The following is a 21836-nucleotide window of genomic DNA, read 5'->3' as shown; positions in this document are numbered from 1 at the left end:
TATTATCCGTATTTTTCTCCGTACGTATCTTTTACTTTTTTAAGAACTTGTTTAATATCCTGTTCTTTTTTCTTAGGATAAATCAACAAAACTTCTTCTTTATCTACTATAATATAATCTTCTAAGCCATCGACAACGACGATTTTATCTCCAGAAGTTCTAATCATATTCCCTGAAGAATCTTCTGATAGAACTCTAGCATTTACAACAGCATTCTTAGCTGCTGTCTTATCTAATTTATCATATAAAGACCCCCAAGTACCTAAATCATTCCAATCAAAAGTAGCTGGTAATACATATACATTTTCTGCATGTTCCAAAATAGCATAATCGATAGAAATGTTTTCGGCTAGTGGATAGTTTTTTTCTATAAAACTACTTTCTTCGGATGTATTATACACTTCTATGCCTTTTTCGAATAATGCTGTCATCTCTTTTTGAAACTTAGCAAAGGCATTCACGATACTTTTTGCGCTCCAGATAAAGATCCCTGCATTCCAAAGATAATTGCCTTGATCCAAGAATTTTTTAGCCGTTTCGTAATTTGGTTTTTCTGTAAATTGAGCTACTTTTTTTATTGCATCGGCTTCTTCATTGTGCTGTATATAACCATAACCCGTATTCGGAAAAGTAGGCTGTATCCCCAAAGTCATTAAGATATCTTCTTTTGAGCAGGCTTCAAAACTTTGCCTTAAATTTTGTGTAAATGCATCTTCATCTTCAATCCAATGATCACTAGGCGCAACCACCATAACTGCATCAGAATTCTCTTTCTGTATTTTTAAAGCTGCATATAATATACAAGGGGCCGTATTACGCATGGCAGGTTCTGTTACAACTTGTCGCTGCGCTGCCTCTGGTAATTGTTCTAAAACCAAATCATTATATCTTTCATTAGTCAATATAAAAATATTCTCCTTTGGGATAATCTTTGATAGTCGACTAAATGTTCTTTGAATCAGAGTTTCTCCAGTTCCCAGCATATCGTGAAATTGCTTTGGAAACTCTGTAGTACTAACAGGCCAAAATCTAGACCCAACTCCCCCAGCCATTAAAATAGCATAATAATTTTTTTCCATAATTAATTTAATAATTCGACTTCTGCATTGGGGTTAAACAGGTATACCCTGCCTGTGCTTAGTTCGATACATTCGTAACGTTTAACTCTTTTATTTCCTCTTTGGAAAATTTTTCCATTATATAATCTAAATCGACTTCCTAATGGTATCTCAAAGATATAATTTTTATCATTCTCTGGGTCATATTGTTTTAATGCAAGTGATAATTTTTCGTCAGTATCGCTACTTGCCCTTGGATTCTTAAAATGATTTGCAATAACAGGTAATAATTTAGAAGGAAAGACATCAGGGTTAATATATGGTAACATGAGTTGCTGAAAAGTTCTTTTCCACTCTATCCCATGAGGTTTAATATTGCGCCCATACTTCTCGAAAGCTACTAAATGTCCAATTTCATGAATTAAAGTAATTAAGAAACGATATGTGTTCAAAGAAGCATTTACAGTAATCAGATGTCTACCATCTGGCATTTTACGGTAATCTCCATGACGCGAAGCTCGTTCATTAACAATTTTAAGATGAACATTACATCTCACAATCAAATCGAAAGCAGGTTCTATAGCTCTTTCAGGGATATATCTTGCCAAGATTTCCTTCATTGTCGCAAAATACAAAAATAAGCGCATCGGAAAGATGCGCTTACTAAAGAATTCTTATCAAATAGTATTAATTCGTTTTATCATAACTATTCATTAATCGTATAAACTCTGCTCGATATCCTTGTTCATCATTCCCTCTACTATTTCTTGCTAAAGAGACCACATCCTCAACATTTTGATTCTGTATATATTTTGAATTTTTCAAGATCATTCCGTACCAAGCTACAGAAGCTGCAAATCTAAAATCACCTGACACTAGATCATTGTCTCCCGTTTTATGTATATGAACTATTTCTATACTTCTACTTTCCTTTGGTTTTTTGTATCTAAACTTTACAGTTAATAGCTCATCTCCAAATTCTTTATTATTTGTTTTACCAGTATATTTTAAATCAGAAATTTCTCCAAGATATTTACTTTTTACTCCTGAAGGAATAATTTCATACAGTGCGGTGACGGTATGACCACTACCCAACTCTCCTGCATCTTTCGTGTCATCGATAAAATCTTCATCGTTTAACAACCTATTTTCATAACCGATCAAGCGATACGCTTTTACTTTACCGGGATTAAATTCTACTTGAATTTTTACATCTTTTGCAATCGTATATAATGTTCCTCCAAATTCAGTACCTAATACTCTTTGCGCTTCTTGCATAGAATCGATATACGCATGATTACCATTACCAGTGTCTGCCAAAGTTTCTAATTTACTATGCTTATAATTCCCCATTCCAAACCCTAAACAAGTCAAAAATACTCCAGACTCTCGTTTTTCTTCGATTAATTCCTTCATCCCTTTATCACTTCGTATACCAACATTAAAATCACCATCAGTTGCTAAAATAACTCTGTTGTTCCCGTTCTTTATAAAATGTTTTTCTGCAATTGTATAGGCAAGTTTAATACCTTCTCCTCCTGCTGTGGAGCCTCCTGCTTCTAAATTCTTCAGTGCGTCCAGTATTTTTTCACTATTGTTACCAGATGTAGGTTTTAAAACAACTCCAGCTGCGCCGGCATATACCACCATAGAAACTTTATCTTTTTCTCTTAATTGATTTACTAATAATTTAAAAGCTTTTTTAAGCAATGGAAGCTTATTTGCATCATTCATGGATCCCGAAACATCTATTAAAAAAACTAAATTGGAAGCAGGAAAACTTTCTGCAGGTATTTCTTTGCCTTTTAACCCAATTTTGACCAACTGGGTATTTTCATTCCAAGGAGTACTTCCTGATTCTGTATGAATCGCAAAAGGATGTTTATCCAATGGCTGTTTATAGTCATACTTAAAATAATTTATCATTTCTTCAAGTTTTACCGCATCATCTGGGATTTTTTCGCCATTATTAATCATTCTACGGATATTACTATAAGAAGCTTTATCTACATCAATGGAAAATGTAGACAGCGGAGCCAAACTTGTCCTTTTAAATGTATTCTCCACTACCTCTGCATATGATTCATTATTGGTTTCCTTAATAAAACTACTAGGACTTTCCATAATAACCTCATCAGTTTCCACTTCCATCATAAACGCCACTGGTTCCTCAGCTTCTTCAATTTCTGGAACTTCTATATCTTCAACCACAAGCTCTTCTTCAAAAACTTTCTCTTTCAAAATAGGCGGAGCATTATCTTCTTTGACAACTGCATCCGTTTCCTCCATAATATCTGGTAATGCGGAAGGCGTTTTTGCTTTAGGATCACAAGAAATGATCAATAATATGGATAACCCTGCCATCCATAATCTGCTTTTTTTAATACTCATTGTTTTCATACTATTTAGTTTTGTTACACTGAATACTGAAACAAACATAATACCACAATAGAGCTTGTTACAGGATAATATTACTCGATTGCTGCTATTGCTGAATGCTTTAGTGTTTTGTTATTGATATTTATACTATTTTAAAAAAGCGAAAGGCTATTTTCTAATCCATTTGTAATAGATTAGAATTAATACTCCCAATAGTAATAGTGGCCAAACATAAAAAAGCACTAAAAAAAGGTGTTGTAACAGATTCCAACCAAAAGACAATCCATCCTCTGCTCTATCTACAAAGCTTTTTACATATTTTTTTGGTTCATCTTTAGGAAGCACAGTTTCATACATATCTAATTGGATAGTACTAAATGACACTTTATTAGACATGTACTTCAATCTACCTTTAGCCGCATCAATCTCTTCTTGAAGCTCCCTTAATTTATCTTCGGTTAGTAAAATATCTTCTACATTTTTAGCTTTTGTTCTAAGAATTGTTTCATAACGCTGCTTTACCTCTAATTTGGTTTTCAACCTAGAGTTTATATCTATATACTCTTCAGTAACATCAACAGTAGATATATTTTTATGATCCACAAACTCCGCTAAAGCACAAATACTATCTAGTACTTCATCAAATTTATCCTGAGGAATTCTAATCGTAAATCTATTTTCTTTAGAATAATTAGTATTTGTAAAACGCTCATCAGACACATACCCATTATATTTTGCTGCTATATTTTTAGAAAGCGTAGTTACTTCTTCTACGCTACCCACTTTAATACGGCAACTTGCATTTTTAATAATCTTAAGTCTATTATTTGCGTTTTCTGTTTCATTTTTTATTTTGATTTCATCTTCTGTTTCAAATGCATTTAAAGCCGGTGTCTCTCCAGTATCTTCCATTACGATATTTTCTGTAGCTGTTGAGTAACTTTTTTCTGCTTGCGAGCAGGAAAAACTGATTACCAAACAACCTACCCCAATTACATTTCTAATTAATTTTAAAATATTTGTTTTCATATTTATTGTTTTTACCTTGTTAAACTGAAAACAAACATAGTATCACTCCAAAGAGTATTCTTGTATTACCTTTGTAAAACAATTGTAAACTATTTTACAAAAAATAATAACCTGACAATCAAAATAATAAACTCATCACTCGCGAAGAACACATAGCATTCTCTCATCTGAAAAAAGCAGCTACTCAGCAGTTTTTAAAGAAAAATAATGCCTCAAGCGATGATATCTCTCTATGGAAAGGGCAAGATATTATATTGTTTCAGGAGGATTTACGAAAACAGGTAAAAGGAAGTATTAGTGAAAAATCTTTCTACAGTTATTTTAAAAACACTACCGAGAAATTACCACGTGTAGATGTACTTAATATGTTATCTGAATACTGTGGCTATAAAAATTGGGTTCATTTTAAATCTTCAATTCCACAAAACAAAATTCTAGAAAAGAAAAAACTAAAACCAAAATGGCTTGTTTTTTTATTACTCGGAGTGTTATTTATCACCTCCGCTTATTTCCTTATTCCAAGAAATCATACGTTTACTTTTTGCTTCATTGATCAAGATAGAAACAAACCGATTATCAAAACACCTATTGACATCATTGTATTAAACAACAAACAATCACCCTTCTATACTAAAAGTGATAGTTTGGGGTGTTTTAGATGGAGTACAAAAGATGATTTTATTCGTTTTGTAATTAAATCACCATATCATAAGACGGATACCATCTTTAGAAGTACAGCTAAGATTACTAACGAAAACATCCAAGTAAGTACGGACGATTACGCATTAATGTTACATTATTATGCTAATGGAAGACTCGAAGACTGGAAAAACAGAAAAAGTGAATTATCAAAAATGATTGCTGATAATGCAATTATATTTCAGGTTTTACCTTCAGGTTTAGGAATAGAAGTATATTCAAAAAATGAATTTATCACAAAACTTACAACACCAACAAAAAGTCTAAAAAATATTGAAATTATAGAATCCAAAAGGGTAAAGGGACAAATTGTTAAACTAAAATTCAGAGTTAAACCATGAAACAGTTTGTATATATTCTATTGTTAATTGTGATTACGAGTTGTGCTAACAATTCCCATAAAAGTATGGAACCTGTTAATGCAGAAGAAGCAGATATTTATATTGAAGAAGAAGCGTCACCCACTTCTCTAGAAGATGCCTATATTATTTTAGTTGAAGAGAAACTGCAAGATCATATAGACAAGCAAACCTTGATCAAGAATCATCCAGAATTTAAAATAGAGAAAGACACTACACCTTCATTAGGGCTAGAAAATCAAGAAAAAATACGGCAAATAAAATTTCTAGAACAACCAGAAATACTCTCTGATTCTGTTACCAAAATAATTACTGAAATACACTTTGCAAATAAAAAAAGTGATACTATTATTTCATATATAACAACCTCAACTACAATAATTGACGGTGTACAATTTAAAACTTCAAAAGCCAATTTTGAAAGAATTACATCATCAAAAAATTAAAAAAAGCCAATTTTTAACAAGAATTTACGGTTTTTCCTTCTTTTTATGGTAACAAAACCATTGTTTTTTGGGTTTTTGATCGAAAAAAAGCTAACATTTATCGAGTTTTCGCTACATTTAACTTGTTGTTAATCAATAATTAATATTTTTGACATCCTATTTTTAACATTTCTTAAAGAAAATTTAAAAGTGAGTATTATGAGAATTTTTACAATTTTAATTATTTTTTTCATCAGTGCGTCTAATATTGCGCAAACCCAGATTGAAGATGAAAATCAAGATCAACAAGAAGTTGTTGAACTTACAAAAGAGGAACTGGAGGCTGAAAAAAAATTGTTTGCTGATCTAGCTGAACAAAGAACTATTTTATTACAACAAGAACTTAATCTTAGTAATTATACAAGTAATCGTATTAAAAGAGTCATTATAAAATACTCCATCCAAGCAAATAAAGTAATTCAATCAAACGCCTCTGAAAAAGAAAAAACAAAGGACTTAAGTAATATTGTGTACTTCCAAAATGAAGAGTTTAAAAAAGTGCTAACGGTTCATCAGTTTTACAAATATCTTAAGCTAACCGATATTTAATAGTTCGTTAATTAGGGCGTACTACTAGAAACTTGTAATACTTTACCATTATAGAATTTATTAGCGGTAAGCGAAAAATCTTTAATGTAATTTGCCATTTCAATAGCCGTAAGCGGTGCTTGGTATCCAGGAAATGCTTCTTCTAACATTTCTGTCTGTACTGCTCCCAAAGCCAAAACATTAAATGCAACACCACTTTCTTTATATTCTTCGGCCAATAATTCACTTAGTGTAATAACAGCACCTTTACTGGAACTATATGCCGCTAAACCAGGAAATTTCATACTTCCCTGAATTCCACCCATACTACTAACTGTAACCACATGACTTCCTTTTGTCATATGAGGTAACATAAGTCTAGTAATTTCTGCTACACCAAAAACATTTACTCGATACACTTCTTCAAATTCTTGAGTAGAAATTTCACCAAAAGGTTTATTCAATAATTTACCAGCATTATTAATCAAGATATCAACCTGATTCCAAGAATCAGTAACGTAATTTTTTAATTTATGTAAATCCGAAGAGTTACATAAGTCAAAAGAAAAAGTATGGATGTTTTTATGATTTAGAGCAGTAATAGGTTTCTCATTTCTAGATAAAGCCAAAACTTGATGTCCTTCATCTGCAAACAACTTAGCCATCTCATACCCTATTCCTCTGCTCGCCCCAGTAATTATAATGTTTTTCATGTTTTTCATAAAAAAATCCTTTCGAGTGTTGAAAACTCGAAAGGATTGAATTTTTTAATTTAACTTAATTTCTTTTGTTGATGTATTCAGAATCTTTGTTATAGCAGGTATACAGTCATTTATTAATTCTGCCATAAACTCAAAATTCATTTCGGAAACCTCGTCATCTACGTGGTGATAATACTCATAATTTGTAAAATCAAAAGTAGAAATCGTTTGACAAGGCACTTTGAACTTTTCATAAAAAGGATAATTATCACTTCTTCTAAACAATTGAAATTCTTTTGCTTTTGGCAAGAAACCTATTAGTTCTTTTCCTGAATACTCATTCATTTTATCAGCCATATTAGAAATTTCATATCCAGTAATGTAAGCCTTATAACTTTTATCATTTAATGGTACTCCTATCATTTCAAAATTTACCATAGTATAAAGGTCAAGATTTTTTTCTCTTAAAGCTTTTGCCAAATGACTAGAACCTAATAGACCTCTTTCTTCTGCTCCAAACAATACAAATAAAATACTACGTTTATTACTTTTTGCTTTTGCAAAATGTTTTGCTAGTGAAATAACAGCAGTGCTTCCAGCAGCATTATCATTAGCTCCATTAGCAATTACATCTCCATTTACTTCTTTTCCTGTTCCTATATGATCAAAATGTGCTCCAATTACCACAAATTGATTTGCTAAATCAGGATCTGTCCCTTTTAAATAACCAACTACATTATATGTTTCGGTCCCTTTAGCATCAAACGTATTTAAATACGAATCAAAATATGGATCAATCCCAGACTTCTTGAACTCCTCTTCTATAAATTTAGCCGCTTTTTCTAACCCTTCAGAACCAGTATCTCTACCTCCCAATTCATCACTAGCTAAAAAATTCATAATACTTTCCACATCAGAAGCTGCAACGTTTGATGCTAATGATTGTGCTCTAGTTACTTCTTTACAGTTTATAAATAAAAGTGTAATAATAAAAAGTGATATCTGTTTCATATTTTTTGTTTTCCGATATAAATGAATATTTTTTGATAAAGATACTTAAAAAGTACCCTCTGAGATCTCCTATTAAGATTCCATTATACCTTTTATTTTTAGGAATTGTAATAACATAACCGTTCTTGCATCCTTAATTTCTCCAGTTTGCATCATATCGAATGCCCTTATAAACTCTATTTCTAGCACATCAATATATTCTTCTTCATTGTCTAATCCACCTCCATTTTCCACTTTCATTTCATCTGTATACTCAGCAATAAACAAGTGCGCAATTTCCGTCATTGTCGCTGGCGATGCATATACCGAAAATACTTTTTCAACAGAATTAATAGCATAACCTGTTTCTTCAAGCGCTTCTTTTTTTGCACAAACTTCTGGAGTATCCCCATCCAAAGATCCTGCGCAAACTTCAATACTCATCCCGGATGCATTACCATTTAAGAAAGTCGGCAATCTAAATTGCTGGGTTAGCACAACTGTTTTTTTTGCTAGGTTATATAATAAAACAGAAGCCCCATCACCGTGATCATATACTTCTCGAAGATGTTTTTCTGGAGCATGGGTATTCGTATGCTTATAATCAAAAGTATATTCTTTAAGCAAAAATATCTTATCAGATAGTACATTGGACTTTAATTTATCTATTCTTTTATTCATCTTTTAAATATAAAAAAATCCCGCTTCGATAGAAGTGGGATTTTAATTATAATAAATATTCCTTTTTTAACTACGCCAACATAGTTACAGGGTTTTCTAAATATTGTTTTAGGGTCTGTAAAAACTGTGCACCTGACGCTCCATCAACTGTTCTGTGATCACAAGCCAAAGTAACTTTCATTGTATTACCAACCACAATCTCACCATTCCTTACTACAGGTTTTTCTACTATAGTACCCACAGATAATATTGCAGAATTAGGCTGATTAATTATAGAAGTAAATTCCTGAATACCAAACATCCCTAAGTTAGAAACTGTGAATGTACTTCCGCTCATTTCTTGAGGAGTAAGCTTTTTATTTCTAGCTTTTACTGCTAATTCCTTTACATTTGCTCCTATTTGTGTAAGAGACATCTGATCTGTAAAAGGTAGCACAGGAACTACTAATCCATCTGGCACAGCAACAGCAACTCCGATACTTATATGCTTAGCATATTTAGTTACATCATCAGACCATTGCGTATTTACTTGTGGATGTTTTCTTAATGCCATAGCGCACGACTTAACTACCATATCATTAAATGACACCTTAGTATCTGGTAATTCGTTTATATGCTTTCTAGATGCCATTGCATTCTGCATATCAACTTCTATAGTAAGATAGTAATGAGGTGCAGTAAATTTTGAAGCAGAAAGACCTCTAGCAATTGCTTTTCGCATTTGAGAATTCTTAACTTCTTCAAAGCTTTCTTCTCCTGCTGGAGTAAAAGCTTTTACTGCAGGAGCAGCAGCACTAGTAGCTGGAGTACTCTCTGTAGCTGAAGGTGTAAACGATTCTACATCTTTCTTTACAATTCTACCATTCTCACCAGTACCTTTTACTTGCGCTAGATCAATTCCTTTATCTGCAGCTATTTTTTTAGCTAATGGAGAAGCAAAAATTCTTCCTCCAGATGACTCGCTACCTGATGAAGAAGCTACAGTTACTTTTTCTTCTTTTTTAGGAGTTGGAGTATCCACTGGTTTTGTTGAAGCAGAAGCCGCAACAGCTCCTCCATCTTTTATAGCAGAAACGTCAGTTCCAGCTGGACCTATAATTGCCAATAATTGATCAACAGGAGCAGTTTGTCCTTCTTCTATACCTATATGTAATAAGGTACCATTATAGAAAGATTCAAATTCCATTGTAGCTTTATCAGTTTCAATTTCTGCAAGGATATCTCCTTCCTCTACAGAATCTCCTACTTTTTTAAGCCAAGTAGCAACAGTACCTTCTTCCATGGTATCACTAAGCCGAGGCATTGTAATAACTTCTACTCCTTCTGGAATTGCAGGAGCTGCAGAAGCACTTGGAGTCGTTTCTTCAGCTTTATCTTCTTTTACTGTTTCTGTTTGTGATCCTTGATCACCGTTTAATAGACCAGAAATATCTTCTCCTTCTTCGCCTATAATTGCAAGAAGTTGATCTACTGGAGCTGTCTCTCCCTCTTCAATCCCTATATGAAGTAATACTCCTTCATAAAAAGATTCAAATTCCATAGTTGCTTTATCGGTTTCAATTTCTGCAAGGATATCTCCTTCACTGATTTTGTCTCCTTTCTTAACAAGCCACTTCGCGACTACTCCCTCTTCCATAGTATCGCTCAATCGCGGCATATTAATTACTGTAGCCATAATTTATTGTGGTTTGTGTGATAAAAACGGATAATCTTCTTGCTCGTATACTACATCGTACATCAAGTTCTTTTCTGGAAATGGAGATTCTTCGGCAAACTTCTGACATTCTGCAACCTTAGCTTTCACTCCCTTGTCAATAGCTGCTATTTCTTCATCCGTAGCATAATTCTTATCTTTTATAATATCCAATATCTGAGTAATCGGATCTATTTTTTGATATTCTGCAACCTCTTCTTTTGTACGATATTTCTGCGCATCACTCATAGAGTGACCTCTGTAACGATATGTCTTTAATTCTAAGAAAGTTGGTCCTCCTCCTGTTCTTGCACGAGTAATAGCCTCATCCATTGCCTCAGCAACTTTTATAGGATTCATAGCATCTACAGGTCCGCAAGGCATTTCATATCCTAAACCAAGTTTCCATATATCAGTATGGTTTGCGGTTCTTTCTACCGAAGTTCCCATAGCATATCCGTTATTTTCTACACAAAAAACAACAGGCAAATTCCATAACATTGCTAAATTGAAAGCTTCGTGAAGGGAACCTTGACGAGTAGCTCCATCACCCATAAAGGTTAAAGTAACTGCGTCTCTTTTGTGATATTTATCTGCAAAAGCTAAACCAGCTCCTAAAGGAATTTGTCCACCAACGATACCGTGTCCTCCATAAAATCTATGTTCTTTAGAAAAGATATGCATAGATCCTCCCATTCCTTGAGATGTCCCTGTTCCTTTACCATACAACTCTGCCATTACTCGCTTAGGATCAACTCCCATTCCGATAGGCTGAACATGATTACGATACGCGGTAATCATTCTATCTTTAGTAAGGTCCATTGCATGTAAGGCACCAGCTAAAATAGCTTCTTGGCCATTATATAAATGCAAAAACCCTCTTACTTTCTGTTGGATATAAACTTGAGCAAGTTTGTCTTCAAACTTTCTCCAGAAAAGCATATCCTCATACCACTTCAGGTAAACTTCTTTAGTTACTTTTTTCATCTAAAATGTAATGATATTTCAAAATTAAGTCAGCTTTATTGCCGACCTCTCTAACAATTACAGAGTTTTTATGCTTATTTTTCAATTAAGCGAAAAACAAAAATAATATATTCATTACTAAGGAGAAAGCAGTTTTTAGATAAAAATCAACGAAAACGTTATAAATACGAATTATCAAAAATAAGTGGTAATAAATTAGCTAAAGAGTAAGATTTAACTACTTTTCCTGTTTCTCCCATAAAATATATCTCAATTGGCTTCTTCTGATTTAATTCATATTCTGCTATAGCTTGTCTACAAGCACCACAAGGAGGAGTAGGTGTAATCAATTGATGTTTTAAAGATTTTGCAGAAAGCGCCATTCTTAAAATTGGAACTCCAGGAAAGTTTGCTCCCGCCGAAAATATCGCTACACGCTCCGCACATAAACCAGATGGATAACAAGCATTTTCTTGATTATTACCCAAAATAACTTCGCCATTTTCTAACAATAAAGCAGCTCCAACTAAAAACTCTGAATATGGAGCATATGCTTTATCTCTAATTTTAAAGGACTGCTGCATCAATTCCTGAACATCCTTTGGCAACTCTTCTAGAGCATCATACACTTGCAATGTCGATTTTATTTCTATTTCTTTCACAATCAAAAATTTACAATAGTATATACACTAATACTATCTTCTAATAAAGTATTTACAATGTACTACAAACAAAAAAAGTATCAAACATTAAAGCTTGATACTTTTTTAAGGTATGAATATCATTACGATTACCTATCGTAAAAGTCTTCTCCAAAATTAAATGAAAGACCGAATCGAAGCGTTCCTTCTAGCGGACTCTGCACAGAAGATGCATTGAATAAATAAGAAACATCTAAATTTACAATTGTATATTTAAATCCAAGTCCAAGAGATACAAACTTACGCGCTCCTTTTTCTTCTGCTTCATTGAAATACCCACCTCTGAAAGAGAACACATCTTTATATACGTACTCAGCTCCTAAAGACCAGGTAAATTCTTCTAATTCTTCGCTAAAACCACCATCAGCATCTCCCCAAGATGAAAAGATAGCTCCAAATGAACTTATATCTTGATATTCTGCATTATCTTCTGCATCTATATCGCCATCGCCATCAAAATCCTGTGGACTAGGAACTAATAATTTAGCAAACTCTAAAGATGGTGTAATTCTATTGTACTCATCTAATAAGAAGTCAAATCCTGCACCCAACCTAAATGTAGTAGGAATAAAGTTTTCTTGTCCCGCGTCATCATATTTAATTTTAGGACCAATATTAGAAATATTTAATCCAGCTCTCCATCTACCATTAAAAGAGCTATAAGCAATCTCTTCACTACGATAAAAAGCAGCAACATCTACACCAAAACTTCCTGCAGCACTTGCATCGGCTCCCAAACCTTGCAATCTTAAATCAGAACGTAGATATCGTCCTGCAATACCCATAGAAAATGTAGGACTTAATTGTAATGCATATGAAACGTCTAATGTCAATTCATTAGGTTTCTGAACATTAGGCTCATCATTAGGACCTTGTCTAAATTCGATATCTCCTAGACTGAAATATCTAAAACTTGCAGCAACAGCACTTCTACCATCCTGTCCAAAACGATTGTAATAATTTACACTCCCTAAAAATATATCATCTACTAGATTACTTAAGTAAGGTGTATAATTAATACCTACCCCTTGTTGTTTTGCAACAAATGCATATTTAGCTGGATTCCATTGTTGTGAAAATGCATCCGCTGAAGTTGCAACTCCTTGATCAGCTAAACCTGCTGCTCTTGCATCTGCAGCAATTAGTAAAAATGGTGTAGCAGTAGTTATTGCTCGGTTCTGGTCTTGAGCCTTCAATTTAAAATTTGATAGTGTTAAAAACACAAACCCAAGGATTATGATTTTTCTCATGTGAAAATTGATTTTGACAAATATATAGTTATTTAGTTATTATAATATTACGAGTTTTTCAAATTTCTCAACCCGTTGATTTGTTAACGTTGATTTTACAGATATCTTATATACGTATACTCCTTTTCCTAATTTATCCCCAAAATCATCTCTCCCATTCCATTGAATATCCTCTCTATAACTTGTTTTTCCGGACAACGTCTGATTGTCTGTCCAGACCACTTTTCCGGATACGGTAAACACCTGAACTTGAACCTCTAAAACATCATTAATAGCACTAGAATGCTCAAACCAAAATTCGGTATGACTGACGAATGGATTTGGATAATTAAGAACATTATTAAGCGTAAAACCCGAAGCATCAGCCACTACAAATTGAATTTCTTGAGTCGAAGAATTATTATAAACATCCCACCCTTTGAATGTAAGCGTATGCAATCCTGGTTCTAAATCTCTAAATTTAAAATTAACGATTCCCTTTGTAAAATCATCTATTTCCGTTTCATAAAAATCGTTAAGAATAAATGGATTCGCTTCATCACCATCCAATATAGCAGAAATATCGTGACCGATACCACTCGCAGTATTTATGCCATTTTCATCTTGCAATCTAGCAATAAGTATCGGAGAATCATTGGTTACACCCCCAGAAACAAAACTTTCATCATTCATAAACAACTGAATTTGCGGACCTACATTATCTTCGGGAGCATTTTCATTAAGCCCACCTACTAAAATTGTTTGATCAACTCCAGTTTGATTCTCTAGAACTCCATTTCTAGAAGCATAAAAACTTATTCTTCCAGTATCAACCGGAATACCAATATCTCTAGGCACTATAAATTCGAAAGTAAAAAGACCATTAGTAACAGATGCTTTCCCTCTAAATATAATCTCTCCTAATGTTTCATAATTTAACTTAATAATTTCACCAGCACTATTTCTAACATTATCATTAGCCAGTGTAACTCTATCCACTTCTTTATCATATATAGTAGTAGACAACACTCCATTATAATCAGATAATAGGGTTCCTGATTCACTTACCACTTCTCCTGATATTTTTATTCTACTTAGCGCTTTAAGAGTATCAACTTCCTGTGTAATGGGCACATCATTAATTGTAGTTAAACGAATATTTGGTTTAGGGATAGCCATTTTCATCGCAGGATCTCCAAAAAAGAAAACTACTCTTCTACTATTGGTAGTATATGAATTTTTTAATTGTCTTACAGCCTCCGCAATAGTTGGATAATCAGAAGTGTCTGGAAATAAAAACCCTGACAATCTATCATTAACCGAAATTCCGAAAGTTACAATCACATCTCTTGTCGTACTAATTAGACCTACTGCCCCACCACTGGTATTCCAATAGGTTAATTCCCCAGCAGAATCTCGACAAGGATTATCAAACTTAGTAAACTCGCAAGTAACCGTAATAAAAACGGGATACTTATTTGTATTTGCTAATTCGCTAGCATCCGATTTATTAAAAATAAATTCTTTTGCCAACCCATCTTCTCCACCGTGTCCAAAATAATCAATAGCTACAGCTCCTTTTTCTATTGCATTAGAAATAGCTTCATTCACTTTAGGATACCTACTTCCGGATGCTGAAGATTCTTGTTCAAAAGCATCAGCATATATTTTAGTAAGGTTTAAATAAGGTTTTCTTTGAACCAAATCATCGCCAAGCTCATCTAAATTTCTCTGGATAGTTTCTTCCCAATCAACATCAACATCATCTGCAATCAGCAATACAGAGTTTCTCCATCGGCCAAAGGACTGCTCATTATTATAGTCAATAATTTTAGTAACCATAGCATCTGCCAATTGTGGTGTATCTGCTAATACTCTACCGACTGCAATATCCAATTGATCACTTGACAGCATTTGCCCTTCTGCAGGATCCATAGACCCAAAAAAGTCATCTGTAGCAAAAGAACTTACTAAAGAAAAACTACTCAAACTCTGAAAAGTTGGAACTATATTGCTATCCGCACAATTTTCTCTTAACAATAAACCTTTATAATCAACTGATGCATCTCCAAAAAGACAAAGATATTTTAACCGCTCATTTGCATTAGAAGCGTTATCGTATACATATCGCACTAAGTTTCTTATTGCCGCTATATCTTGTTTACCACTTCCAAATTCATGATAAATCTGATCAAGTGTCACTACCTTAACATTATAATTATTTAAGGTTCTATGATGATCAGCTAATCTACTTGCGGATTGCAACAAATCATTATTTGAAACTATTAAATAATCAATATCTTCAAACTGTCCCTGATTATTAAGAAATATAGTTCCTTTTATATCCTGATTATCAACTCTTGTAGTTTGATCTGATAGCGGGTCATAATAATTTGTCGGCACAATTGCTACATATTGCCTTGTTTCGCCCATTGTAGCTTTAAAACTTAAAGTAGATGATGCATTATCATTAACAACACTACTTATTAATTCGGGATTCGTTACATCCCATACCTGAGAAATACCAGATGCATTCGAAATATTATATTGTCCAATTCCTGCTAAGGTAGGCGCATCTTTATAAAAGAATGGCATCTGGGAATTGGTACCTATTAGTCCTCTATTAGCCTCAAGACTTATAAAATCAAGATAACCTATTGCAGAAGGATTACCATTATTATTATAACTTAAACCAACCGTCACTTGGTCAGAACTAGAAGTAACATCCTGTGTAATATTCCTCGGTGAACCTAGAGATGTTCCTGAAATTTGCCCAAAACTTAAGATCCCAACCTGTCCACCATTAACAGTTATATTCATACTGGACACAGAAGTAGAAGTAGCTGCTCCATAAACTCTTAACTCAATAGGTTCTGACGAAATTAAATTTGGGAAGTCAAAATTATAATTTCTATTATTTTGGACATCAAAACGATCACCAAACCAACGCCTTCCAACTTTTACAATATTATATTCATCTATTTCATAAAATTGATAATCAGTAAATGAATTAATCTGAATATCTGCTGCAGCGGTAGGTTCATTATAATTAGATACACGTCTACTATTAGAACCTCCTGATGTTACATAATAATATGACTTATCAGCGTACAAATTTAGATTCGTTATATTTTCCTCACTATATCCTTCTGTATTTTCACCATAGAATAAAATATAATCATCGCCAGAAAAATTACCATCTTCTCCTCCGACTATCTGTATCGCATTCTCTCTTAAATCAAACTCTGTATTTTCTTCATTTAATAAAGGTAACATTCTTCCTCCATTACCATATATCTTTATAGTATTTGGATTAACCGAAGAAATATCCATACCTAAGCTACTTAAGAAAGCAGGTGTAACTTTAAAAACTCCCGTTTTATCAACATAAAATCGAAACCAATCTCCTGTTGCTAAAACAGAATTACTTATTGGAGCTCTTTTAGCATTTGCTCGGCTAGTTGTGGTTTGATAAACAATATCAAAAGAAACAACTTTTTTAAAAGCATTACCATTTTTAACTACAGGTAAAAGACTAATAAAACCGGTTTTCTTATTTCTCGCTTTTATGGAGCGAATATCATATGTAAGTTCGTTAGGAATTAGATTAACACCAAGGTCTTTTAGATCTGCTCTAGAAATAGTTTTATAAACAACATTTTCAATTCTCGCAGTTCTTGAATTAATTTCTGCCGATTCTTCCCAAAATTTGGTATATCTAACTCCAATATCGTCTTGAAATTCAAAATTTTCTTCATCAAACCCCGGAACTGTGAAAGAAGTACTAGAAGTATTCATCTCTACATTTTTCCAAACAATATCAACATGTACTGTCTTCTGTGCCGAAATAAATGCAGAAATAAGTAAGGCGCAAAAAAATATAATTTTCTTCATCATAGCGTATAACGGGTTTAACACAGTTTTAGTGTTTCCCAAATTATGGTTTTTCTTCAAAAATAATAATAAACACCAAAATATTGCGTTAAACCAAAGTCAATCGTAAAAACATAAATTTTTCGCGATTTGATATTATTTTAAAAATATTAGGGTAAATTTAACGTTAATTATTATATTGCAAGCCCTAATTTCTACTTTAACGAACTTAAAATTATGAAAAACGCGTTAGTTTTTAAGTCGCTAATGGCCCTTACCATTAGTATCTTACTGTTCAGCTGTAACAAGACAGATTATGGCAACAGTTCTAGAGCCACTGGCTGGAAATACAACTCCAAGGATGGTGGATTCCAAGTAAACACTAATTATAAAGAACAAGAAACAGGTCCAGGATTAGTTTTTGTTGAAGGTGGAACCTTCACCATGGGACGAGTTCAGGATGATGTGATGCATGACTGGAATAATACTCCGACACAACAACACGTACAGTCCTTTTATATGGATGAGACTGAGGTTACCAATGTTATGTATCTAGAATATCTTGATTGGTTGAAAGGTGTATATCCTCCAACCGAGCCAAAATATAAAAATATTTATCACGGAGCATTGCCAGATACATTGGTTTGGAGAAACCGTCTAGGTTTTAACGAAATGATGACTAATAACTATCTTCGTCACCCAGCATATGCCAATTATCCAGTAGTTGGTGTTAACTGGATTCAAGCTGTTGAGTTCAGTAAATGGAGAACTGACCGTGTGAATGAAAGAATTCTTGAAGAAGAAAGAGTAATTAAAGAAAATGCACCTTTCGAAGATGTTTCTGCAGAAAGTACATTTAACACTGACACCTATTTAAACGCTCCTTCACAAACATATGGAGGAAACGACGAAGCTACAAGAGGTGGAAAAAAATCGGAAGATTACGAAAAAAGAAATGACTCTACAGGTTTATATATCCAACGTAAAGACGGATTACTTTTACCTAAATATAGACTACCAACCGAAGCTGAGTGGGAATATGCTGCTTTAGGTTTAGTTGAACTTAGAAGTTACAACATCTACAGAGGTAGAAAGAAATACCCTTGGGATGGTCAATACACACGTTCTGGAAAAAGAAGAACTCGTGGAGATCAATTAGCTAACTTTAAACAAGGTGATGGTGACTACGGTGGTATAGCAGGATGGAGTGATGATGGTGCTGATATTACCGCTCCAGTAGCATCTTATGACCCTAATGATTATGGTCTTTATGATATGGCTGGTAACGTTGCAGAATGGGTAGCTGATGTATACAGACCAATTGTAGATGATGAGTATAATGACTTTAACTACTATAGAGGTAACGTTTATACTAAAAACGCAATCAATCCTGACGGAACTGTTAAGATTGTTACTACAGATTCTATTATTTATGACACATTAAGTAATGGTAAAATTGTGGCAAGAGTATTACCAGGAGGTATTTTACAAACTCCTGTTGATGAAAATGAAACATATTTAAGAACTAACTTTACTCAAAGTGACAACCGTAACTTTAGAGATGGTGACAAAAGCTCTTCTAGATACTACGAAGGTTTCCAAGACGAAAACATTCCTAACAGAAGGATGTATAACTCTCCAATCCATAGTGTTGAGCCAAGTGCAGCTGATAGCACAAAACTAGATAGAAGATATGATGAGTCTAGTAAGAGAACTACGATTGTAAGTGAAGAAGTAAGAGTATACAAAGGTGGTTCTTGGAAAGACAGAGCATATTGGTTAGATCCTGCACAGAGAAGATTCTTCCCTCAGGATATGGCAACCGATTATATTGGGTTTAGAAATGCAATGTCACGTGTTGGTGAAAAAGCCAAAAACAAAAAGACACCAAAACATAGAGCACCGAGATAAATTAAAATTTATCAGTTCGTTATAAAATAAAGCCCTGTCAATATGCACAGGGCTTTTTAATACAACTATAATACATGGATATTACAAGGCTACATGAATTATTTTTAAAAAGTGATGGTATTTCTACCGATACTAGGAAAATCAAAAAAAACAGTATATTTTTTGCTTTAAAAGGCGGCAATTTTGATGGTAACACTTATGCCAAACAAGCAATTGATAAGGGTGCGTTACACGCTGTAATTGATGATGAAAAATTTGCTGTATCAGATCAATATATACTAGTTAAAGACACGCTTAAAGCACTACAAAGCCTAGCTACACATCATCGAAAACATCTAAAAATTCCAATTATAGCGCTCACAGGAAGTAATGGAAAAACCACTACTAAAGAGTTAATTAATTGTGTCCTATCTTCTAACTACCAAACAACTGCTACTTTAGGAAATTTAAATAACCATATAGGTGTTCCATTGACCCTATTGTCAATGAACGAAAATACCGAAATTGGAATTGTAGAGATGGGCGCAAATCATCAAAAGGAAATTGAATTCTTATGCAATATTGCTCTACCAGATTTTGGCTATATAACAAACATAGGAAAAGCACATCTGGAAGGATTCGGAAGCTTAGAAGGTGTATTAAAAGGCAAAACTGAGCTTTATCGACATTTAAAAAAATACAATAAAACTGTTTTTCTAAACATAGAAGACGCTAAGCTTTCTAAAGCGGCAGAAGGAATCAAAGTATACACATTCTCTCAAAAACAAGAAAGTGATATCACCATACAACTAGATGACGTTGACCCGATGGTTAATGTATTCTGCAAAAATCAAAATATCCACAGTAATTTAATCGGTGCGTATAATTTTACAAATATCTCAGCAGCAATAGCTATTGGTTTTTATTTTAAAATCAATCCTAAAAAAATCAAAACTGCAATTGAATCTTACATTCCATCTAATAATAGATCGCAAATAATTAATAAAGAAGAATTAACTATCATATTAGATGCCTATAACGCCAACCCATCAAGTATGAGTGTCGCTATAGACAATTTCCATAACTTAGATTACAACAACAAAACTGTGTTTCTTGGTGACATGTTTGAACTTGGAGATTCTGCTGCTACTGAACACGAAAAAATTGCGGAAAAAGCAACTAAAACATCTTTTGACACAATTTATTTAATCGGCAATAACTTTTTCGAAACATCTATAAAGGATGTGCGGGTAAGAAAATATAGATCTTTTGAAACATTAAAAGAAAATGAATCTTTTTCTGATATTAAAGATGCTATTTTAATCAAAGGATCCCGCGGAATGCAACTCGAACGTATTCTCGATATAATTAAATAAAAGAATTACTTTATACTATTTATTATTTACGTACACCTCTAGATTATCTAGAGATTCTTTTATTGATTTTCTGAACGATCTCTTCATAACTAAATGCAGCATAATTTTTTTAAAAATTGACTTTGCTTCTGGATACAACTCCAAAATCAATTTGCAAGAATTTTCAGAAGTAGTAACAAGTGTATAAAACTGATACATCCCATCAATCACGGGAATATCCGTAGTATGCTCTCCGTAAATTAACCTATCTGACTCTACAGATTTCGTTACTGTAGTAAAATTTAATCGTTTACCATCTATAACACACACATGTTCTGTACCTAAACGAGTTACTTCGTCTGGATTGTAAACGAATTCATTAACTCCTTTTACCCAATGATGTCGATAACTATAATTAGTAATGTACTCTAACAATTCTCCTGCAGAAACACTATACTCTTTTTGAATCTCCAATATTGGCGATTTATCAAAATGTACTTCATACGGAGTTTCATACGACGTAAGCTTTAGATTTTCTTTATCAATTTCAGAAAACAAATATTTAATATTTTTCTCATCATAAACATCTTCATATTTCGAAAAATTAAACAGTTGACTTCTATAATCATCAGAAATCCCAATTACTGTAGACAAATCTTCACTTAACAACGCATAATTATCACTTAAAATCGAATTCTTAAGTAACCTATGCGCTTCTATTACTATTTTCCCAAAAGGCTTTCGCTTAGCCTGAACAGTTATGAATTGTAATTCTCCAGAATGTGCAATAATTTTTAATTGTAAATCCGGTGCCGTGGCACAAGCGTTACAAGGACAGATTCTGTTTTTTTCTAGCACTTTAAGATGACTATAAAAAGCTGTAAACATTGTTTCTATTTGCGCCAACAACTTCTCTTGAGAAAGAACTACTCCTTCTTTATAAAAAAAAAGCGCATCTCCTTCAACTTCAGCTAATTTTAAATTTTGAGTATTAGCCTTAATCAAAACCTCTAACAGCTCTGCAATCACATGCTGACTGTGCTCTATTTCTGTATTTTGAACAAATTTTGTATATCCAGATATATCTGGTATAAATAATAAAGATTCAGCCATTAAACATAATTTTATGCTAGTATTTACTAAATCTAACAATTTCCATCTAAGGCATAGCGATTTTATAAATTATTTAGGAAAATAAAGCAACACGAAATATCAGGTTT

The 21836-nt window shown here is 33.2% G+C and carries 18 protein-coding genes; 5 read left to right on the top strand and 13 right to left on the bottom strand.

Annotation, left to right across the window (positions count from 1 at the left end):
* Window positions 1–2: 2 nt before the first annotated feature.
* The 4 genes from NMK29_RS01635 to NMK29_RS01620 all read right to left on the bottom strand — a co-directional run bounded on the left by NMK29_RS01635 (window position 3) and on the right by NMK29_RS01620 (window position 4466).
* Window positions 3–1079 carry a mannose-1-phosphate guanylyltransferase gene (locus NMK29_RS01635; RefSeq protein ID WP_108802895.1) on the bottom strand — a complete coding sequence of 359 codons (1077 nt, stop codon included), beginning with the start codon at window positions 1077–1079 and terminating at the stop codon, window positions 3–5.
* A 2-nt stretch (window positions 1080–1081) separates the two neighbouring features.
* On the bottom strand, window positions 1082–1678 hold the full coding sequence (locus NMK29_RS01630) for a SprT-like domain-containing protein (protein WP_108802894.1): 597 nt from the start codon (window positions 1676–1678) through the stop codon (window positions 1082–1084).
* A 67-nt stretch (window positions 1679–1745) separates the two neighbouring features.
* Complete coding sequence (locus NMK29_RS01625) at window positions 1746–3458, bottom strand: VWA domain-containing protein (RefSeq protein ID WP_234424239.1); 1713 nt, start codon at window positions 3456–3458, stop codon at window positions 1746–1748.
* A gap of 147 nt (window positions 3459–3605) precedes the next feature.
* The gene (locus tag NMK29_RS01620; protein WP_108802892.1) at window positions 3606–4466 is read right to left on the bottom strand and encodes a DUF4349 domain-containing protein; all 861 of its coding nucleotides are present in this window, start codon (window positions 4464–4466) and stop codon (window positions 3606–3608) included.
* 254 nt (window positions 4467–4720) lie between these two features.
* On the opposite strand from NMK29_RS01620, the gene NMK29_RS01615 reads away from it, so the two are divergent.
* The 3 genes from NMK29_RS01615 (at window position 4721) to NMK29_RS01605 (ending at window position 6558) form a co-directional block, all read left to right on the top strand.
* Window positions 4721–5506: a hypothetical protein gene (locus NMK29_RS01615; protein ID WP_108802891.1), complete on the top strand. Its 786-nt coding sequence runs from the start codon at window positions 4721–4723 to the stop codon at window positions 5504–5506.
* Window positions 5503–5970 carry a hypothetical protein gene (locus NMK29_RS01610; protein ID WP_108802890.1) on the top strand — a complete coding sequence of 156 codons (468 nt, stop codon included), beginning with the start codon at window positions 5503–5505 and terminating at the stop codon, window positions 5968–5970. Before NMK29_RS01615 ends, NMK29_RS01610 begins: the two co-directional genes overlap by 4 nt.
* 198 nt (window positions 5971–6168) lie before the next feature.
* Window positions 6169–6558, top strand: coding sequence for a hypothetical protein (locus tag NMK29_RS01605; RefSeq protein WP_108802889.1), 390 nt, complete (start codon window positions 6169–6171; stop codon window positions 6556–6558).
* 11 nt (window positions 6559–6569) lie between these two features.
* On the opposite strand, the gene NMK29_RS01600 is transcribed toward NMK29_RS01605, so the two are convergent.
* The 8 genes from NMK29_RS01600 to porU all read right to left on the bottom strand — a co-directional run bounded on the left by NMK29_RS01600 (window position 6570) and on the right by porU (window position 17392).
* Window positions 6570–7250 carry an SDR family oxidoreductase gene (locus NMK29_RS01600; protein ID WP_108802888.1) on the bottom strand — a complete coding sequence of 227 codons (681 nt, stop codon included), beginning with the start codon at window positions 7248–7250 and terminating at the stop codon, window positions 6570–6572.
* Between the two features lie 54 nt (window positions 7251–7304).
* Window positions 7305–8249, bottom strand: a complete 945-nt coding sequence (locus NMK29_RS01595) for a M20/M25/M40 family metallo-hydrolase (RefSeq protein WP_108802887.1) — start codon at window positions 8247–8249, stop codon at window positions 7305–7307.
* 72 nt (window positions 8250–8321) lie between these two features.
* Window positions 8322–8909, bottom strand: a complete 588-nt coding sequence (locus NMK29_RS01590; RefSeq protein WP_108802886.1) for an NUDIX domain-containing protein — start codon at window positions 8907–8909, stop codon at window positions 8322–8324.
* Between the two features lie 70 nt (window positions 8910–8979).
* Window positions 8980–10584 (bottom strand): pyruvate dehydrogenase complex dihydrolipoamide acetyltransferase, encoded by a 1605-nt coding sequence (locus NMK29_RS01585; RefSeq protein ID WP_108802885.1) that lies wholly within the window; start codon window positions 10582–10584, stop codon window positions 8980–8982.
* Window positions 10585–10587: 3 nt separating this feature from the next.
* A complete protein-coding gene (gene pdhA, locus NMK29_RS01580) occupies window positions 10588–11589 on the bottom strand; it encodes a pyruvate dehydrogenase (acetyl-transferring) E1 component subunit alpha (RefSeq protein WP_027392660.1) in 1002 nt (333 codons plus the stop codon).
* A gap of 158 nt (window positions 11590–11747) precedes the next feature.
* Entirely contained in the window at window positions 11748–12230 is a 483-nt protein-coding gene (locus tag NMK29_RS01575) for a cytidine deaminase (RefSeq protein ID WP_108802884.1), read from the bottom strand.
* A gap of 128 nt (window positions 12231–12358) precedes the next feature.
* Window positions 12359–13519: a type IX secretion system outer membrane channel protein PorV gene (gene porV / locus NMK29_RS01570; RefSeq protein ID WP_027392662.1), complete on the bottom strand. Its 1161-nt coding sequence runs from the start codon at window positions 13517–13519 to the stop codon at window positions 12359–12361.
* Window positions 13520–13558: 39 nt separating this feature from the next.
* On the bottom strand, window positions 13559–17392 hold the full coding sequence (gene porU / locus NMK29_RS01565; RefSeq protein WP_108803004.1) for a type IX secretion system sortase PorU: 3834 nt from the start codon (window positions 17390–17392) through the stop codon (window positions 13559–13561).
* Between the two features lie 216 nt (window positions 17393–17608).
* Between porU and gldJ the strand changes: the two genes are divergently transcribed.
* Complete coding sequence (gene gldJ / locus NMK29_RS01560; RefSeq protein WP_027392664.1) at window positions 17609–19282, top strand: gliding motility lipoprotein GldJ; 1674 nt, start codon at window positions 17609–17611, stop codon at window positions 19280–19282.
* A gap of 74 nt (window positions 19283–19356) precedes the next feature.
* Window positions 19357–20637, top strand: coding sequence for a UDP-N-acetylmuramoyl-tripeptide--D-alanyl-D-alanine ligase (gene murF, locus NMK29_RS01555; RefSeq protein ID WP_108802883.1), 1281 nt, complete (start codon window positions 19357–19359; stop codon window positions 20635–20637).
* 15 nt (window positions 20638–20652) lie between these two features.
* Here murF and NMK29_RS01550 read toward each other — a convergent pair whose 3' ends face one another.
* Complete coding sequence (locus tag NMK29_RS01550) at window positions 20653–21729, bottom strand: DUF2652 domain-containing protein (RefSeq protein WP_108802882.1); 1077 nt, start codon at window positions 21727–21729, stop codon at window positions 20653–20655.
* Window positions 21730–21836 lie beyond the last annotated feature (107 nt).

Origin of the sequence: Aquimarina sp. Aq107 (assembly GCF_943733665.1) — a bacterium.
In the GTDB taxonomy this organism is placed as follows: Bacteria; Bacteroidota; Bacteroidia; order Flavobacteriales; family Flavobacteriaceae; genus Aquimarina.
Note: the sequence above shows the minus strand (reverse complement) of the source record. Positions and strands in the feature narration are given on the sequence as shown.